General features: G+C 67.9%; 17 protein-coding genes. 13 read left to right on the plus strand and 4 right to left on the minus strand.

The window, feature by feature from the left end; translation table 11 throughout:
• Positions 1-72: 72 nt before the first annotated feature.
• The 3 genes from DK459_RS24625 to DK459_RS24635 all read left to right on the plus strand — a co-directional run bounded on the left by DK459_RS24625 (position 73) and on the right by DK459_RS24635 (position 2,589).
• The gene (locus DK459_RS24625) at positions 73-1,110 is read left to right on the plus strand and encodes an NADP-dependent oxidoreductase (protein WP_054443463.1); all 1,038 of its coding nucleotides are present in this window, start codon (positions 73-75) and stop codon (positions 1,108-1,110) included.
• A gap of 23 nt (positions 1,111-1,133) precedes the next feature.
• Positions 1,134-1,814: a type 1 glutamine amidotransferase domain-containing protein gene (locus tag DK459_RS24630; RefSeq protein WP_006385272.1), complete on the plus strand. Its 681-nt coding sequence runs from the start codon at positions 1,134-1,136 to the stop codon at positions 1,812-1,814.
• 160 nt (positions 1,815-1,974) lie between these two features.
• Entirely contained in the window at positions 1,975-2,589 is a 615-nt protein-coding gene (locus tag DK459_RS24635) for an HD-GYP domain-containing protein (protein ID WP_006385273.1), read from the plus strand.
• A 110-nt stretch (positions 2,590-2,699) separates the two neighbouring features.
• On the opposite strand, the gene DK459_RS24640 is transcribed toward DK459_RS24635, so the two are convergent.
• Positions 2,700-4,298: a glycerol-3-phosphate dehydrogenase/oxidase gene (locus tag DK459_RS24640; RefSeq protein WP_006385274.1), complete on the minus strand. Its 1,599-nt coding sequence runs from the start codon at positions 4,296-4,298 to the stop codon at positions 2,700-2,702.
• 103 nt (positions 4,299-4,401) lie between these two features.
• Positions 4,402-5,193 carry a DeoR/GlpR family DNA-binding transcription regulator gene (locus DK459_RS24645; RefSeq protein ID WP_006385275.1) on the minus strand — a complete coding sequence of 264 codons (792 nt, stop codon included), beginning with the start codon at positions 5,191-5,193 and terminating at the stop codon, positions 4,402-4,404.
• Positions 5,194-5,422: 229 nt separating this feature from the next.
• On the opposite strand from DK459_RS24645, the gene DK459_RS24650 reads away from it, so the two are divergent.
• From DK459_RS24650 to DK459_RS24685, 8 genes are all read left to right on the plus strand, one after another.
• A complete protein-coding gene (locus tag DK459_RS24650) occupies positions 5,423-6,508 on the plus strand; it encodes an ABC transporter ATP-binding protein (protein WP_020927430.1) in 1,086 nt (361 codons plus the stop codon).
• On the plus strand, positions 6,508-7,596 hold the full coding sequence (locus DK459_RS24655) for an ABC transporter ATP-binding protein (RefSeq protein WP_006385277.1): 1,089 nt from the start codon (positions 6,508-6,510) through the stop codon (positions 7,594-7,596). Before DK459_RS24650 ends, DK459_RS24655 begins: the two co-directional genes overlap by 1 nt.
• Positions 7,593-8,483, plus strand: coding sequence for a carbohydrate ABC transporter permease (locus DK459_RS24660; RefSeq protein WP_006385278.1), 891 nt, complete (start codon positions 7,593-7,595; stop codon positions 8,481-8,483). The genes DK459_RS24655 and DK459_RS24660 overlap by 4 nt, the downstream gene beginning before the upstream one ends.
• The gene (locus tag DK459_RS24665; RefSeq protein ID WP_006385279.1) at positions 8,476-9,288 is read left to right on the plus strand and encodes a carbohydrate ABC transporter permease; all 813 of its coding nucleotides are present in this window, start codon (positions 8,476-8,478) and stop codon (positions 9,286-9,288) included. The genes DK459_RS24660 and DK459_RS24665 overlap by 8 nt, the downstream gene beginning before the upstream one ends.
• 15 nt (positions 9,289-9,303) lie before the next feature.
• On the plus strand, positions 9,304-9,612 hold the full coding sequence (locus tag DK459_RS24670) for a DUF2160 domain-containing protein (protein WP_054447643.1): 309 nt from the start codon (positions 9,304-9,306) through the stop codon (positions 9,610-9,612).
• Between the two features lie 112 nt (positions 9,613-9,724).
• A complete protein-coding gene (locus DK459_RS24675) occupies positions 9,725-11,455 on the plus strand; it encodes an ABC transporter substrate-binding protein (RefSeq protein ID WP_006385281.1) in 1,731 nt (576 codons plus the stop codon).
• A gap of 152 nt (positions 11,456-11,607) precedes the next feature.
• A complete protein-coding gene (locus DK459_RS24680) occupies positions 11,608-11,913 on the plus strand; it encodes a DUF4148 domain-containing protein (protein WP_006385282.1) in 306 nt (101 codons plus the stop codon).
• A gap of 29 nt (positions 11,914-11,942) precedes the next feature.
• On the plus strand, positions 11,943-12,305 hold the full coding sequence (locus DK459_RS24685; protein ID WP_020927433.1) for a winged helix-turn-helix domain-containing protein: 363 nt from the start codon (positions 11,943-11,945) through the stop codon (positions 12,303-12,305).
• Here DK459_RS24685 and catB read toward each other — a convergent pair.
• The gene (catB, locus tag DK459_RS24690) at positions 12,280-12,930 is read right to left on the minus strand and encodes a type B chloramphenicol O-acetyltransferase (RefSeq protein WP_054484444.1); all 651 of its coding nucleotides are present in this window, start codon (positions 12,928-12,930) and stop codon (positions 12,280-12,282) included. The genes DK459_RS24685 and catB overlap by 26 nt on opposite strands.
• A 115-nt stretch (positions 12,931-13,045) precedes the next feature.
• Positions 13,046-13,498 carry a hypothetical protein gene (locus DK459_RS24695; protein ID WP_054472193.1) on the minus strand — a complete coding sequence of 151 codons (453 nt, stop codon included), beginning with the start codon at positions 13,496-13,498 and terminating at the stop codon, positions 13,046-13,048.
• A 233-nt stretch (positions 13,499-13,731) separates the two neighbouring features.
• Between DK459_RS24695 and DK459_RS24700 the strand changes: the two genes are divergently transcribed.
• Positions 13,732-14,976: a hypothetical protein gene (locus DK459_RS24700; RefSeq protein ID WP_070541292.1), complete on the plus strand. Its 1,245-nt coding sequence runs from the start codon at positions 13,732-13,734 to the stop codon at positions 14,974-14,976.
• Position 14,977: 1 nt separating this feature from the next.
• The gene (locus DK459_RS24705) at positions 14,978-15,478 is read left to right on the plus strand and encodes a helix-turn-helix transcriptional regulator (protein WP_006385287.1); all 501 of its coding nucleotides are present in this window, start codon (positions 14,978-14,980) and stop codon (positions 15,476-15,478) included.
• Positions 15,479-15,527 lie beyond the last annotated feature (49 nt).

Genomic DNA, 15,527 nt, shown 5'->3' on the forward strand with positions numbered 1-15,527 from the left:
CAGGGTCGGCGGGCAGGCGACCGGACAGGGGTGGTGTAATGGCCAGATCGGAACAGAAGGAGTCAGCACGCCATGCCGCAATCGTCCTCCCTCAACCGCCGCATCGTCCTGGCCTCGCGGCCACGCGGCGAACCCGCCGACAGCGATTTCCGCCTGGAAACCGGCGCGGTGCCCGAACCCGGCCCGGGCCAGCTGTTGCTGCGCACGGTCTATCTTTCCCTCGATCCCTATATGCGCGGACGCATGAGCGACGCGCCCTCGTACGCCGAGCCGGTGCAGGTCGGCCAGCCCATGGTGGGCGGCACCGTGGCCCGGGTGGTGGCCTCGCGCCACGCCGACTATCCGGTGGGCGAGTGGGTGCTGTCCCAGTCCGGCTGGCAGGACTACGCCGTGTCCGACGGCAGCGGCCTGCTCAAGCTGGGGCCGGCGCCCGAACACCCGTCGTATTCGCTGGGCGTGCTGGGCATGCCGGGCTTCACCGGCTACATGGGCCTGCTGGACATCGGCCAGCCCAAGGCCGGCGAGACCGTGGTGGTGGCCGCCGCCAGCGGCGCGGTGGGTGCGGTGGTGGGCCAGTTGGCCAAGATCCACGGCTGCAAGGCGGTCGGCATCGCCGGCGGCCCCGACAAGTGCCGCTACGTGGTCGAGGAACTGGGCTTTGACGCCTGCATCGACCACAAGGATCCGGCCATGGCCAATCTGCTGGCCAAGGCCGTGCCGCAAGGCATCGACGTGTATTTCGAGAACGTTGGCGGCGCGGTGTTCGACGCGGTGCTGCCGCTGCTCAATCCGCGCGCGCGGGTGCCGGTCTGCGGCCTGATCTCGGCCTACAACGCCACCAGCCTGCCCGAGGGCCCCGATCGCCTGCCGCTGTTGATGCGCACCATCCTGACCAAGCGCATCAAGATGCAGGGCTTCATCATCTTCAACGAATACGCGCCGCGCTTCGGTGAATTCCGCGGGGCCATGCAGGAGCTGCTGCGCGACGGGCGCATCAAGTATCGCGAAGACGTGGTCGATGGCCTGGAAAACGCGCCGCGGGGCCTGATGGGGCTGCTCAAGGGCGAGAATGCCGGCAAGCGCATCGTGCGCGTCGGCCCGGATGAATAGGAACGCAACATGAGGAGCGCAACATGAATATCCTGATCGTGCTGACTTCCCACGACACGCTGGGCGACACCGGCCGCAAGACCGGCTTCTGGCTGGAGGAATTCGCGGCCCCGTACTACGCTTTCCTGGACGCGGGGGCCACGCTGACGCTGGCCTCGCCGCAGGGCGGCCAGCCGCCGCTCGATCCCAAGAGCGACGACCCGGACGCCCAGACCGACGACACGCGCCGCTTCCGCCAGGACGCCGAGGCGCAGCGCCGCCTGGCGAACACGCGCCGCCTGGCCGAGGTGCAGGCGGCCGACTACGACGCCGTGTTCTATCCCGGCGGCCACGGTCCGCTGTGGGACCTGGCCGAAGACGCCCGGTCCGTGTCGCTGATCGAAACCATGCTCGCGGCCGGCAAGCCGGTGGCGGCGGTGTGCCACGCGCCGGGCGTGCTGCGCCATGCCAAGACCGCCGATGGCAAGCCGTTGGTGCAGGGCCGCCAGGTCACGGGTTTTTCCAACACGGAAGAGGCGGCGGTGCAATTGACCGCCGTGGTGCCTTTCCTGGTCGAGGATGAACTGGCGATGTTGGGCGGTCTGTACAGCAAGGGGGCGGATTGGCAGCCGCACATCGTCTCGGATGGGCTGCTCATCACCGGGCAGAATCCGGCTTCGTCGGTCGGCGTCGCGCAGGCGCTGCTGGAACGCCTGAAGGCCTGAGCCCAAGGCGCGGGGCGACGGCGGGGGTGAATCCGCGGATGAATCCGCGGGTCGATACGTGGGCAGGGCGCGCAGCGCCGGAACGGTACGTGCTTGTGTCAGAATCGATACTTTCTGACACAGACGCGCGGTTCCGCTGCAACCGCGCGCGCCAAGACCGATGCCTCCAGATGTACCCCCCAGCGCGGCGGCCACGCGTGCCGCAGGCTCCTGCGAAGCCGCGCTGTTTGCCGCGATGCAGGCCCGAGACGCCGCCACAGGCCGCCATTGCCACCGCGTCGTCGCCCTGAGCGTGGCGCTGGCCCGCGCCTGCGACCTGAACCAAGATGAACAAGACATGGTGGCCGTGGCCGCGCGGCTGCACGACGTCGGCAAGATCGGCACGCCGGACCGCGTGCTGTTCTCGCCCCGGCGGCTCGAAAAGGAAGATTGGGAAATCATGAAGGCCCATGCGGCCGTGGGGGCCGACATCATCCTGCATAGCGACATGCCGCAACGCGAGCGGATCGCGCAGGCGGTGCGCCACCACCACGAACACTTCGATGGGTCGGGCTATCCCGACGGACTGGCCGGGCACGCCATCCCGCTGTCCGCGCGCATCATTTCGCTGGCCGACTCCTACGATGCGCTCGGCGACGCGCGGCCCTACCATCCCGCGCGCACCCACGCCGAGATCATGCGCATCCTCAACCTGGAGGCCGGAGCCAAGTGCGATCCCGACCTGCTGCGCGTGTTCGAAAACATGATCCAGCACAGCCCGCTGCGCGTGCCGTAGCGCAATGCGGCAACGCCGCGCATTGCGGCGCGGCGTTGTCGGGTTGGCGGACCTGGATGCAAGCAGCGCCCGGGCGGGCCGCGCGGCGCCAGCGCGTCATTTCAGCCGTGTCATTTCAGCCGATAGTGCGCCGCCACGCCGGCCAGTTCCTGCAGCGTGCGCTGCTGCCAGGCGGCGTCGTGGCCCAGTTCCTCGGCCAGGATGCGCGCCACTTCGGGCGCGGCCAGCATGGCCGCCTCGGCGTCCAGGAACAGCGCGCGGTTGCGGCGCGCCAGCACGTCCTCGGCGCTGCGCGCCAGTTCGAAGCGCGCGGCGAAACGCACATGCGCTTCCGACAGGCCGCTGCTCCTGACCAGCATGCGTTCGGCGCCGGGCAGGGCCTTGAGCGTGGCCAGGTCGCTGCCGTAGTAACTGTCCGGCGTGCCGGCGTGTTCCTGCGACGGCGCCAGGCCGTTGGCGCCATGCAGCGCCAGCGACTCGGTGCGGCAGCTGGCCTGCGTCAGCAACTGGTGCTGGATGGCGGTGTCGACCACGTCCTGCGCCATGCGGCGATAGGTGGTCCACTTGCCGCCCGTGACCGTCACCAACCCCGCCTGCGACACCAGGATGGTGTGCTCGCGCGACAGCGACTTGGTGGAGGCGTCGCCGGTGGCCTTGACCAGCGGCCGCAGGCCCGCCCAGACGCTGGTGACGTCGTCGCGGGTCGGCTTGCGGCTGAGATAGCGCGCGGCGGTGTTCAGGATGAAGTCGACGTCCTCGGCGCCGGCTTCCGGGTCCAGCGGCAGGTCGTTGCGCGGCGAATCGGTGGTGCCGACGATGGTGTGGCCGTTCCACGGCACCACGAACAGCACGCGGCCGTCGTCGGTCTTGGGGATCAGGATGGCGCGCTTGCCGGGCAGGAAGTCGTGCGGCAGCGTCAGGTGCACGCCCTGGCTGGGCGCCACCATGGTGGGCGCGTTCTTGTCTTCCATGCGGCGCACGCTGTCGACCCAGACGCCGGTGGCGTTGATCACGCAGCGCGCGCGCAGCGTGAAGCTGGCGCCGCCCAGCGCGTCCTCGGCGGTGACGCCGTCGACCTTGCCGCCGGTGGTGGTCAGGCCGGTGGCGCGCACGTAGTTGACCGCCGTGCCGCCCAGGTCGAACAGGGTGCGCATCAGGCTCAGCGCCAGGCGCGCGTCGTCGAACTGGCCGTCGTAGTACAGCACGCCGCCCTTCAGGCCGCGGCCGTTGACGTTTTCGGCCAGCGTCGGCGCGTTGGCCAGCGTCTCGCGGCGCGACAGCCAGCGGCTGGGCGACAGGTTGAGCTTGCCGGCCAGCATGTCGTACATCTTCAGGCCCACGCCGTAGAACGGCTGGTCCAGCAGGTTGTAGGCCGGCACCACGAAGCCCAGCGGCCACACCAGGTGCGGCGCGTTGCGGTTGAGCAGGCCGCGTTCGTGCAGCGCCTCGCGCACCAGGCTGATGTTGCCTTGCGCCAGGTAGCGCACGCCGCCGTGCACCAGCTTGGTGGCCTTGCTGGAGGTGCCCTTGGCGAAGTCGGCGGCCTCGATCAGCAGCGTGCGGTAGCCGCGGCTGGCGGCGTCGACGGCGGTGCCCAGGCCGGTCGCGCCGCCGCCGATGACGATCACGTCCCAGGCAGGCGTGTTGTCCAGTTGCGCCAGCAGGCGGTTGCGGTCGGGCGGGGTGACGGTGGCGAGCGGTTGGTTCATATGCTTGGGCGGCGGGGCCGCTAGGGTTCGGTGCGTTGTTCGTTTCTGTTGGTGCCGGCCGGGCGCGGCGCCAGCGCCGTGCCGCCGGGCCGGGTCAAGCCGGTCAGGCGGGTACCTTGGCCGCGTTCGGCGCGGCGGCCACCTCGCAGCGCACGCCGGCGTCCAGCAGCACTTGCGCCAGCGGTTCCTGCGGATGCGCGTCGGTGAAAAAGCGGTCGATCTGCGAGATGTGCGCCAGTTCCACCATGGCCTGGCGCTTGAATTTGCTGCTGTCGGCGGCCAGCCACACTTCGCGCGACTGTTCGATGATGGTGCGGGCCACGCGCACTTCGCGGAAGTCGTAGTCGCGCAGGGTGCCGTCGGCCTCGATGCCGGAAATGCCGATCAGGCCGATGTCGACCTTGAACTGGCGGATGAAATCCATGGTGGCCTCGCCGACGATGCCGCGGTCGCGCGAGCGCACCACGCCGCCGGCGACGATGACCTCGCAATCCGGGTTGTCGGAAAGAATGTCGGCCACGTGCAGGTTGTTGGTGATGACGCGCAGGCCGCGATGGCGCAGCAGGGCGCGGGCGATGGCCTCGGTGGTGGTGCCGATGTTCAGGATCAGCGAGCAGCCGTCGGGCACGGCGCGCGCCACGGCCTCGGCGATGCGTTGCTTGCCGGCCGCGTGCAGTCCCTGGCGCTTGCGGTAGGCGATGTTCTCGATGGTCGAGGCCTCGATGCGCACGCCGCCATGGAAGCGCGACAGCAGGCCGGCTTCGGACAGGATGTTGACGTCGCGCCGCACGGTCTGCAGCGTGACGTCGAAACGTTTGGCCAGTTCCTCGATGGTGGCCGAGCCCTGGGCCCGCACCATTTCGATCAAGGCGCTTTGTCGGGGATTGAGTGTCATGTTCGCATAGTGAGTGTCACGTTCGCATCATAAAACAACAAAAGCGAAAAATAATGACGCACTGCAAGATTGTTTTTTGTTCGCTTCTTCGGTAAAACGCACAAAAAACGAAAGCGATCTGAAAGAAGACCCCTGGCCGGCGCGTTCCCGCGCGCCGCGAGGGCCGCTGTACCGAGGTACCGAAGTCCGGTCTGAAAACCGGGGACGTATTAGAGGTGGAGGAGACCAGATGCAGCTGACCCTGGACAGGATAGGTTTGCGAGCCGGCTCGCAGACGCACCTGTATCCGATGAGCCTGGCCCCGGTGCCGGGCGCCATGACCGTATTGCTGGGGGTGACCCTGGCAGGCAAGACATCGCTGATGCGCATCATGGCCGGGCTCGACCGGCCCACCGAAGGCCGGGTGCTGGTGGACGGCGCCGACGTGACCGGCGTGCCGGTGCGCCAGCGCAACGTCGCCATGGTGTACCAGCAATTCATCAACTATCCGTCCATGACGGTGTTCGACAACATTGCCTCGCCGCTCAAGCTGCGCGGCGCCAGCGGCATCGCCGACAAGGTGCGCGCCATGGCCGCGCGCCTGCACATCGACCACCTGCTGGAACGCCTGCCCGCCGAACTGTCCGGCGGCCAGCAGCAGCGGGTGGCCCTGGCGCGCGCGCTGGTCAAGGACGCGCCGCTGATCCTGCTGGACGAGCCGCTGGTCAACCTGGACTACAAGCTGCGCGAGGAGTTGCGCGACGAGCTGTCGGCGCTGTTCGCCGAAGGCCGCTCGACCGTGGTCTACGCCACCACCGAACCCGGCGAAGCGCTGCTGCTGGGCGGCCACACCGCGGTGCTGGATGCAGGCGAACTGCTGCAATACGGCCCGACCGCCGAGGTCTTCCACCGGCCCAATTCGATCCGCGTGGCGCGCGCGTTCAGCGACCCGCCCATGAACCTGTTCAGCGCCCGGCGCGGGGCCAGCGGCTTCACGTTGCAGGGCGGCGTCACGGTCTCGCGGCAACTGCCCCCGGGCGACGGCGCCGGGCTCACCGCCGGCCTGCGCGCCGGGGCGCTGGACATCGCGCCGCGCCCCGGCCACATCGGCCTGGACGGCGTGGTCAAGCTGGCCGAAATCTCCGGGTCCGACACTTTCGTGCACGCCGAGACGGCGGCCGGCGACGTGGTCGCGCAATTGCCGGGCGTGCACCGCTACACGCTGGAGCAGCGCCTGACGCTGTACTTCGATCCGGCCCAGACCTACGCCTTCGGCGGCGACGGCGCCTTGCTGGCCGCGCCCGCGCGGCCTCACGCCAGCGGGGGGATCGCCTGATGGCGCAGATCGAGCTGGACCTGTCGCATTCCTACGTCGCCCATCCGCAGGCCGACGAGGACTACGCGCTGCTGCCGCTGCAGTTCACCTTCCGCGACGGCGGCGCCTACGCCTTGCTGGGGCCCTCGGGCTGCGGCAAGACCACCTTGCTCAATTGCGTTTCGGGCCTGTTGCGGCCTTCGCATGGGCGCATCCTGTTCGACGGCCGGGACGTCACCAAAAAGACGCCGCAGGCGCGCAACATCGCCCAGGTGTTCCAGTTCCCGGTGGTGTACGACACCATGACCGTGGCCGAGAACCTGGCGTTTCCGCTGCGCAACCGCGGCGTGCCGCCCAAGCAGATCCGCGAGCGCGTCGGCCGCATCGCCGAGATGCTGGAGATGTCGCAGGTGCTGGACCGCCGCGCCAGCGGCCTGACGGCCGACGCCAAGCAGAAGATCTCGCTGGGGCGCGGCCTGGTGCGCAACGACGTGTCGGCGGTGCTGTTCGACGAACCGCTGACCGTGATCGACCCGCAACTGAAGTGGGAGCTGCGCCGCAAGCTCAAGGAAATCCACCACGAGTTCAAGCTGACGCTGATCTACGTCACGCACGACCAGACCGAGGCGCTGACCTTCGCCGACCAGGTGATGGTGATGGCGCGCGGCCGCGCGGTGCAGGTGGGCAGCGCCGACGACCTGTTCGAGCGGCCGGCGCACACCTTCGTCGGCCATTTCATCGGCTCGCCCGGCATGAACTTCCTGCCGGCGCAATGGCGCGACGGCGGCCTGATGGTGGGGCAGCGCCGCGTCGACGGCGTGCCGGATGCGATGGCGGCCAGGCTGGCCGACGCCGGCCCGGTCAAGCTGGGCGTGCGCCCGGAATACCTGCGCCTGGCCGATGCCGGGGCGCCCGGCGCCATCCCGGCCACGGTCCAACGGGTGCAGGACGTGGGCACCTATACCTTGCTGCTGGCCGACTTCGAAGGCACGCCGCTGCGCGCCCGGCTGGGCACCGACGCCGCCGCGATCGCGCCCGGCGCCACGGTGTGGCTGTCGGTACTCAATACGCACACCTGCTTCTACCGCGACGAGGAGCTGATCCGATGAAACCGATCGATCACCGGGCCTGGTTCCTGGTGCTGCCCGTGGTGCTGTGCGTGGCGTTCTCGGCCATCCTGCCGCTGATGACCATCGTCAACTACTCGGTGCAGGACATCATCTCGCCCGAGCGCCGCGTGTTCGTCGGCACTGAATGGTTCGCCGCGGTGCTGCAGGACGAGGAACTGCACGGCGCGCTACTGCGCCAGATCGGCTTCTCGCTGGCGGTGCTGGCCATCGAGATCCCGCTGGGCATCCTGCTGGCGCTGTCGATGCCGGCCAGCGGATGGCGCGCCTCGGCGGTGCTGGTCATCATCGCGCTGTCGCTGCTGATCCCGTGGAACGTGGTGGGCACCATCTGGCAGGTGTTCGGGCGCACTGACATCGGCCTGCTGGGGGCGACGCTGTCGTGGCTGGGGGTGGACTACAACTACACCGGCAACGACCTGGACGCCTGGGTCACGGTGCTGGTGATGGACGTCTGGCACTGGACGCCGCTGGTGGCGCTGCTGTGCTATGCCGGCCTGCGCGCGATTCCCGACGCTTATTACCAGGCCGCGCGCATCGATGGCGCCTCGCGCCTGGCGGTGTTCCGCTACATCCAGCTGCCCAAGATGCGCGGCGTGCTGATGATCGCGGTGCTGCTGCGCTTCATGGACAGCTTCATGATTTACACCGAACCGTTCGTGCTGACCGGCGGCGGGCCCGGCAACGCCACCACCTTCCTGTCGCAGTACCTGACGCAGAAGGCCGTGGGCCAGTTCGACCTGGGCCCGGCGGCGGCGTTCTCGATCATCTACTTCCTGATCATCCTGCTGCTCTGCTTCATTCTGTACAACTGGATGCAGCGCGCCGGCACCACCGGCGGTTTCGACGAGGAGCGCGCCAATGCGTGAGCAATCGACCTGGTGGCGCGGCGCCTTCCTGGCGCTGTACCTGGTGTTCGCCATCCTGCCGCTGTACTGGATGCTGAACATGTCGTTCAAGACCAATACCGAGATCGTCAGCACCCTGACGCTGTGGCCGCGCGATTTCACGCTGGAGCACTACCGCACCATCTTCACCGATCCGGCCTGGTATTCGGGCTACATCAACTCGCTGATCTACGTGGTCATCAACACGGTCATCTCGCTGGCCGTGGCGCTGCCGGCGGCCTACGCGTTCTCGCGCTACCGCTTCATCGGCGACAAGCACGTGTTCTTCTGGCTGCTGACCAACCGCATGACGCCGCCGGCGGTGTTCCTGCTGCCGTTCTTCCAGTTGTACAGCTCGTTCGGGCTGATGGACACGCACCTGGCGGTGGCGCTGGCGCACCTGGTGTTCAACGTGCCGCTGGCGGTGTGGATCCTGGAGGGCTTCATGTCCGGCGTGCCGCGCGAGATCGACGAGACCGCCTACGTGGACGGCTATTCGTTCCCGCGCTTCTTCCTGACGATCTTCCTGCCGCTGATCAAGTCGGGCGTGGGCGTGGCGGCGTTCTTCTGCTTCATGTTCAGTTGGGTCGAGCTGCTGCTGGCGCGCACGCTGACTTCGGTGAACGCCAAGCCCATCGTCGCCACCATGACGCGCACGGTCTCGGCCTCGGGCATGGACTGGGGCGTGCTGGCGGCGGCCGGGGTGCTGACCATCGTGCCCGGCGGCATCGTCATCTGGTTCGTGCGGCACTACATCGCGAAGGGCTTCGCGATGGGCCGGGTCTGAGGGGGGAGGGGCTACATGTTCAGCTGGATGGTATGGACCACCCCCGTCGCCGTGTTCTTCTCCTGCATCGTGCTGATGCTGGTCGGCATGACGATCTGGGAACTGAAATCGCCCACGGTCGAGCGCAAGGGCTTCCTGCCGTTGCGCACGACCCGCGGCGACCGCCTCTTCATCGGCCTGATGGCCGCGGCCTGGCTCAACCTGGCGTTCCTGGGGCTCGGGCAGAAGGCGGTGGAATGGTTTTCGCTGGATGAGCCGCCATCGGTGTGGATCAGCTTCGTGCTGTCCATGCTGCTGCTGGCTTTCATCATGAGAAAAGGCTGAAGGGGCGTCAGACCCCGCGCGATATCAGCGGTTTGGAAGGACGATCGGCCAATGTCTTCCCCGGCCAGAAGTCCGCAGCACCACAGGGGAAGACCTATCGAGGAGACAGGTCATGAAATTGCGCATGCACGCCATGGCGGCCGCCATCGCCCTGATCGGGACGTCAGGAGCCTGGGCTGGCGAGCCGGAAGCGAAGAAGTGGGTCGATTCGGAATTCCAGCCGTCGACCCTGTCCAAGGACCAGCAGATGGCCGAGATGAAGTGGTTCATCGAGGCCGCCGCCAAGCTCAAGGCCAAGGGCGTCAATGAAATCAACGTGGTGTCGGAAACCATCACCACCCACGAGTACGAGTCCAAGGTGCTGGCCAAGGCCTTCACCGAGATCACCGGCATCAAGGTCAACCACGACCTGATCCAGGAAGGCGACGTGGTCGAGAAGCTGCAGACCTCGATGCAGTCGGGCAAGTCGATCTACGACGGCTGGATATCCGACTCCGACCTGATCGGCACCCACTACCGCTACGGCGCCATCCTGCCGCTGTCCGACTACATGGCCGGCGCCGGCAAGGAATGGACCAACCCGGGACTGGACCTGAAGGACTTCATCGGCACCAAGTTCACCACCGCGCCGGACGGCAAGCTCTACCAGTTGCCCGACCAGCAGTTCGCCAACGTCTACTGGTTCCGCGCCGACTGGTTCGCGCGCCAGGACCTGAAGGACAAGTTCAAGGCCAAGTACGGCTACGAGCTGGGCGTGCCGACCAACTGGTCCGCCTACGAGGACATCGCCGACTTCTTCTCCAACGACGTCAAGGAGATCGACGGCAAGAAGGTCTATGGCCACATGGACTACGGCAAGAAGGATCCGTCGCTGGGCTGGCGCTTCACCGACGCGTGGCTGTCGATGGCCGGCGCCGCCGACAAGGGCCTGCCCAACGGCATGCCGGTGGACGAGTGGGGCATCCGCGTGGCCGACGACAAGTGCACGCCGGTGGGCGCCTCGGTGGCGCGCGGCGGCGCCACCAACAGCCCGGCCGCGGTCTATGCGTTGACCAAGTACGTCGACTGGATGAAGAAGTACGCGCCGCAGCAGGCCATGGGCATGACCTTTTCGGAATCCGGCCCGGTGCCGGCGCAGGGCCAGATCGCGCAGCAGATCTTCTGGTACACGGCCTTCACCGCCGATATGACCAAGAAGGGCCTGCCGGTGGTCAACGAGGACGGCACGCCCAAGTGGCGCATGGCGCCGTCGCCGTACGGCCCGTACTGGAAGGATGGCATGCAGAACGGCTACCAGGACGTGGGCTCGTGGACCTTCTTCAAGTCCACCAACCCCGACAAGATGGCCGCCGCCTGGCTCTACGCCCAGTTCGTCACGGCCAAGTCGGTGTCGCTGAAGAAGTCGATCACCGGCCTGACCTTCATCCGCGACAGCGATATTCACAGCGACTACTTCAGCAAGAACGCGGCCAACTACGGCGGCCTGATCGAGTTCTACCGCAGCCCCGCGCGCGTGGCCTGGACGCCGACCGGCAACAACGTGCCTGATTACCCCAAGCTGGCGCAGTTGTGGTGGAAGAACGTCGCCACCGCCGTCACCGGCGAAAAGACGCCGCAGGCCGCGATGGACAACCTGGCCAACGAAATGGACCAGGTGATGGCGCGGCTGGAGCGGGCCGGCATGGCGCAATGCGCGCCCAAGCTGAACGCCAAGGGCGATCCGAACAAATGGCTGTCGGATCAGCACGCGCCGTGGAAGAAGCTGGCCAATGAAAAGCCCAAGGGCGAAACGGTGGCGTACGAGAAGCTGCTGGAAGCCTGGAAGGAAGGGAAGGTGCGGTAAGCACCGCGCGATATCTTCGCCATCTCGAAGCGCCACGGTTTCCGTGGCGCTTTTTCATTGCAAAAACGTAATCCCCTTATCCGCTTTCTGTCCGCATCGCCTTCCTAGAATGAATCCCGTGCAGTACCCCCCACGATTCATAGGAGTGAAGCATGCAGATTCTTCGTAAAACCGCACTGGTCCTGGTCCTGGCGGCCGGCGTTTCGGGCACGGCGCTGGCGCAGCAGGCGCCGTCCACGGCCCTGACCAGCCCCTATGGCGCGCCGCTCACGCGCGCCGAAGTGCTGGCCGACCTGGCGCTGTGGAAGCGCGCCGGCGTGGACCGGTTCTGGCGCGGCGAGGCCACGCCGGACATCTACAGCCCGGAGTACAAGGCGGCGTTCTCGGAATACGTGCGCCTGCGCTCGGGGCCTGACTACCAGGCCGAAGTGCAGCGCCAGACCGCGGCGCGCCGATAGCCGCGCCCGCGACGCAGGGGCCTGGCGCAATGGCTCACGTCCTGCTGACGTGTATCCCCGAGTCCGGCGACAGGCTGCAATTCGCGGACCTGGAGCTGGACCTGTTGCGTTTTCGCGCCTACCGCGATGGCCAGCCGCTGCTGTTGACGCCGAAGGAGTTCGGGCTGCTGGCCCTGTTGATGGGCAGCCCGGGCGCGGTGTTCACCAGTTGGCAGCTGGCGGAATCGGTCTGGAAGGCCAAGCCGCCGGCCGCCGGCGCGCGGCACGTCAAGTGCCAGGCGGTCGCGATCGCCATGCGACGCCTGCGCCGGAAAGTGGACGGCGGCAGCCGTCCTAGGTTGCTGCATGTGATCCGCGGCGGCAGTTTCATGCTGGCCGCGGGGCCGCTGTGAGGCCGTCGCGCCAATAGCGGTGCAGGCCCTTGATATCGCCCGAGCACAGCAATGGCATGGCGCCGGCCAGCCTGTCTTCGGGCCAGTCCCACCACTGCATTTCCAGCAGCAGGGCGATGTCGTCGTCGGCAAAGCGTTTCTTGAGCGGCTTGGCGGGGTTGCCGCCCACGATCGCGTAGGGCTCCACGTCCTTGGTGACGAGGGCGCGGCTGCCGATCACGGCGCCGTGCCCGATGGTGATGCCGGGCATGATCATGGCTTCGGAACCGATCCAGACGTCGTTGCCGATGACGGTGTCGCCGGCTTTCTGGAATGCGTCGCGCGATTGCGCGAACGCCGGCACTTCGCTCATGTAGAAGAACGGGAACGATGACGCCCAGTCGTACCGGTGGCCCTGGTTGCCCGCCATGATGAAGGCGGCGCCCGAGCCGATGGAGCAGAAGCTGCCGATGATCAGCTGGTCGACGTCGTCGCGGTCCGGCATGAGATAGCGCGCGCAGTCGTCGAACGAGTGGCCGTGGTAGTAGCCGGAATAGTAGCTGTAGCGGCCGACCTTGATGTTCCTGTTGGTGACGTCGTCGGAGAGCAGCTTGCCCTTGAAGGGGCTTTCGAAGTGATTGGTCATGAGGGCCTCGGTGGCCGGCCCCGGCCCGCGCGGTGTCGCGGTGGCTGGCGGAGCGGCTCGCAGCCGCCGATGATCGCACAATCGCGGGCCGGCGCGCGCATCGCCGCGCGGTCCCTCAGGCGGGCAGCGCACAGCGCTCCAGGCAATCCGCCTGCCAGGCGTGTTCGATGTCGAACGACGCCGGATCCGATACCGCGCCATGGCCTCCCTGGCCGTAGACGGCGGCATAGGCCGCGTATTCGGCCGCGCGCAGCGCCTTGCCGGCCAGCGCACTGGCCACGGCGTAGGTGGCGGACACGGCGGCATGGCCACAGCCGTCGATGGAGGTCGAACCCGGATGATGGTTGGCCAGCCGCGACGCCGTGGCGGCGGCCTGCGCCAGTTGTTGGGGGCCGCAAGCGCCCTCGAGATAGCGGCCCAGGATGGCCAGGCATTCCATCGCCTGGGGGTCTTCGAGCAGATGCTCGACGCGCCGGGCACAGGCGTGGCCGAAGGCCAGGCGCAGGGTTTCGTTGCGGGGCGCGTCCAGGTCGAGTTGCCGCGCCAGGCGTTCCAGTGCGATGTTCATGATCGGGTTCCTTGCTTTTGAGCGGATCGGCGTGGTGGCGGGAAGCGGCGTCCCCTCGCGCATGATCGCCTGGCCATTTTCCGTCAGCGCCGGCAACGCTGTGAAGTGCAATTAATTGCTGGGTTGATGCAAAAAAACCATGAAAGCACCGGCTTCGGCCGTGCCCGCCGGGGCTTGCGGTATGCTGGGCGCTTTCCAGCATCGGCCGCCCGCGTTGCGGCCCGTCAACGCGCATGTCCAGACGCACGAACACGGTGGCCGCAACGGTCGAAGGCCGCATCGACGCGATGCGGGTCGCGGTGCCTTTCGTCCGCGGCCAGGTGTGGTTACGGGTGAACGGCGTGGCGGTCAACGGCACCTTCGACGATCCGGCCGATATCCGCACGCTGCGGGGGTTGCAGCAACAGGCCACGCCGGTGCGCGTCGGCGTGCTCGAAGGCGGAGCGCCGGGATTGCGCCATTTTTCCTGGTTGAACGCGGGGCAGGGCCGGGGCATACCGCCGCGCTATTACGTCGACCAGCGCCGCCGGGGATGGCGCGGCATCGGCATCAGCCTGGCCGTGGCCGCAGTGGCCGGGGTCGGCGCCAGCCTGCTGGACTTGTCGTCGTTCGCGCAGGTGCTGCTGCTCGTGCTGGCGCTGACGGTGGCGCTGGTTGCCGTGCTGCTGGCGGGTTTCTCGCTGTACGGCCTGTGGGACAACCGCCGGCACCGGGCGGCGATCCTGCGCAGCGAAGCGCTCTACCGCGACCTGCGGGACACCCCCGTGCCGGACGCCGCGCCGCCGGCGCAAGCGTGCGCCGCGCAGCCGTTGGACGAGGGCGAGACGCTGCTCACCGACGCGGCGCCCGAGATCCTGTTGATACGCGGCGCGCTGGCATCCTTGACGCACGAGGCCAGGCCATCGGCCCGCACGACGCCAAGCTATGGCGTCTACCGTTTCCACGTCGGCACGCGCCGCTTCATCATGTACGTGGCCGAGAATTTCGGCGACGTGCTGCCGTTCCTGGCCGAGGGCGACCAGGTGGAGGTGGCCGCCTATGCCGGCCAGATCGCCGGCGCCGGGCCCGACCAGCTGGTTTACGGCCTGCGCAATCTGGAGGACGGCCGCGTCTATGTCTGCCATCACTATTTCCGCGCCGCTTTCACCGACATCGCGCCCGTGGGCGTGGGCCTGAGGCAGCGCGTGCCGATGCTGTCTTTGCTGGCCATCCTGCTCCTGGTGTGCTGGCTGGTGGTGGTGGCGGTGCTGGCTTCCTCCGACTCGCCGTCGGGCCGCGAGGCGGCGCCCGAACTGGCCGCGGTGACGTTCGTTTTCCTGTTGGTGGCCTGGCTGTGCGTCGCGTTGCCGCTGCTGTTCCTGGACACGCGCTGGCGCATGGGCCGGCCGACGCGGCGCCAGCGCATCCTGGAACGCATCTATCGCGCGCTGGGACTGGGCACGCCGTTCGCGCCCACGGCGGTGATCGAGGAGGTCTAGCATGCCGCGAGCGCGCGCGTCTTGTGCGGCCACCGCTGTCGAGGAACCATTGCTGGATCCCGTGCTGCTGCGCCGCCTGCTGCGCGCCCGGGACCGCATTGACGCCGCCTCGCACGAGGCCTGGCCGGTGGAGCGCCTGGCCGAGGTCAGCGGCGTGTCCGTTGCCTATTTCGCCCGCTGCTTCAAGCGCGCCTTCGGCCTGCCGCCGCATCGCTATCTGCTGACGCGGCGCGTCGAGCAGGCCATCGCCCTGTTGCGCGACACCGACCTGCCCATCACCGAGATCGCCTACGCCACCGGTTGGCAGAGCCTGGGCACCTTTGGCCGCATCTTTCGCGACATCACGGGGGCCAGCCCCGGCGCCATGCGCGTGCGCGCCCGGGCTGGCCAGGAGGGGCTGGGCCTCGTGCCAGCCTGCGTGGTCAAGGCCGCGCTGCGCCCCGATCTGAACATCGCAGTTTTGGAGAAGCGCCGCCGCCAGGCGAAGGATAAAGTGCGGTGATCGGCCCGCGTCGGGTCGCCCATCACCCGATCAACGTGTCCAGGGGAGC

The organism is Achromobacter sp. RW408 (genome assembly GCF_003184165.1).
Lineage (GTDB): Bacteria > Pseudomonadota > Gammaproteobacteria > Burkholderiales > Burkholderiaceae_B > Achromobacter > Achromobacter xylosoxidans.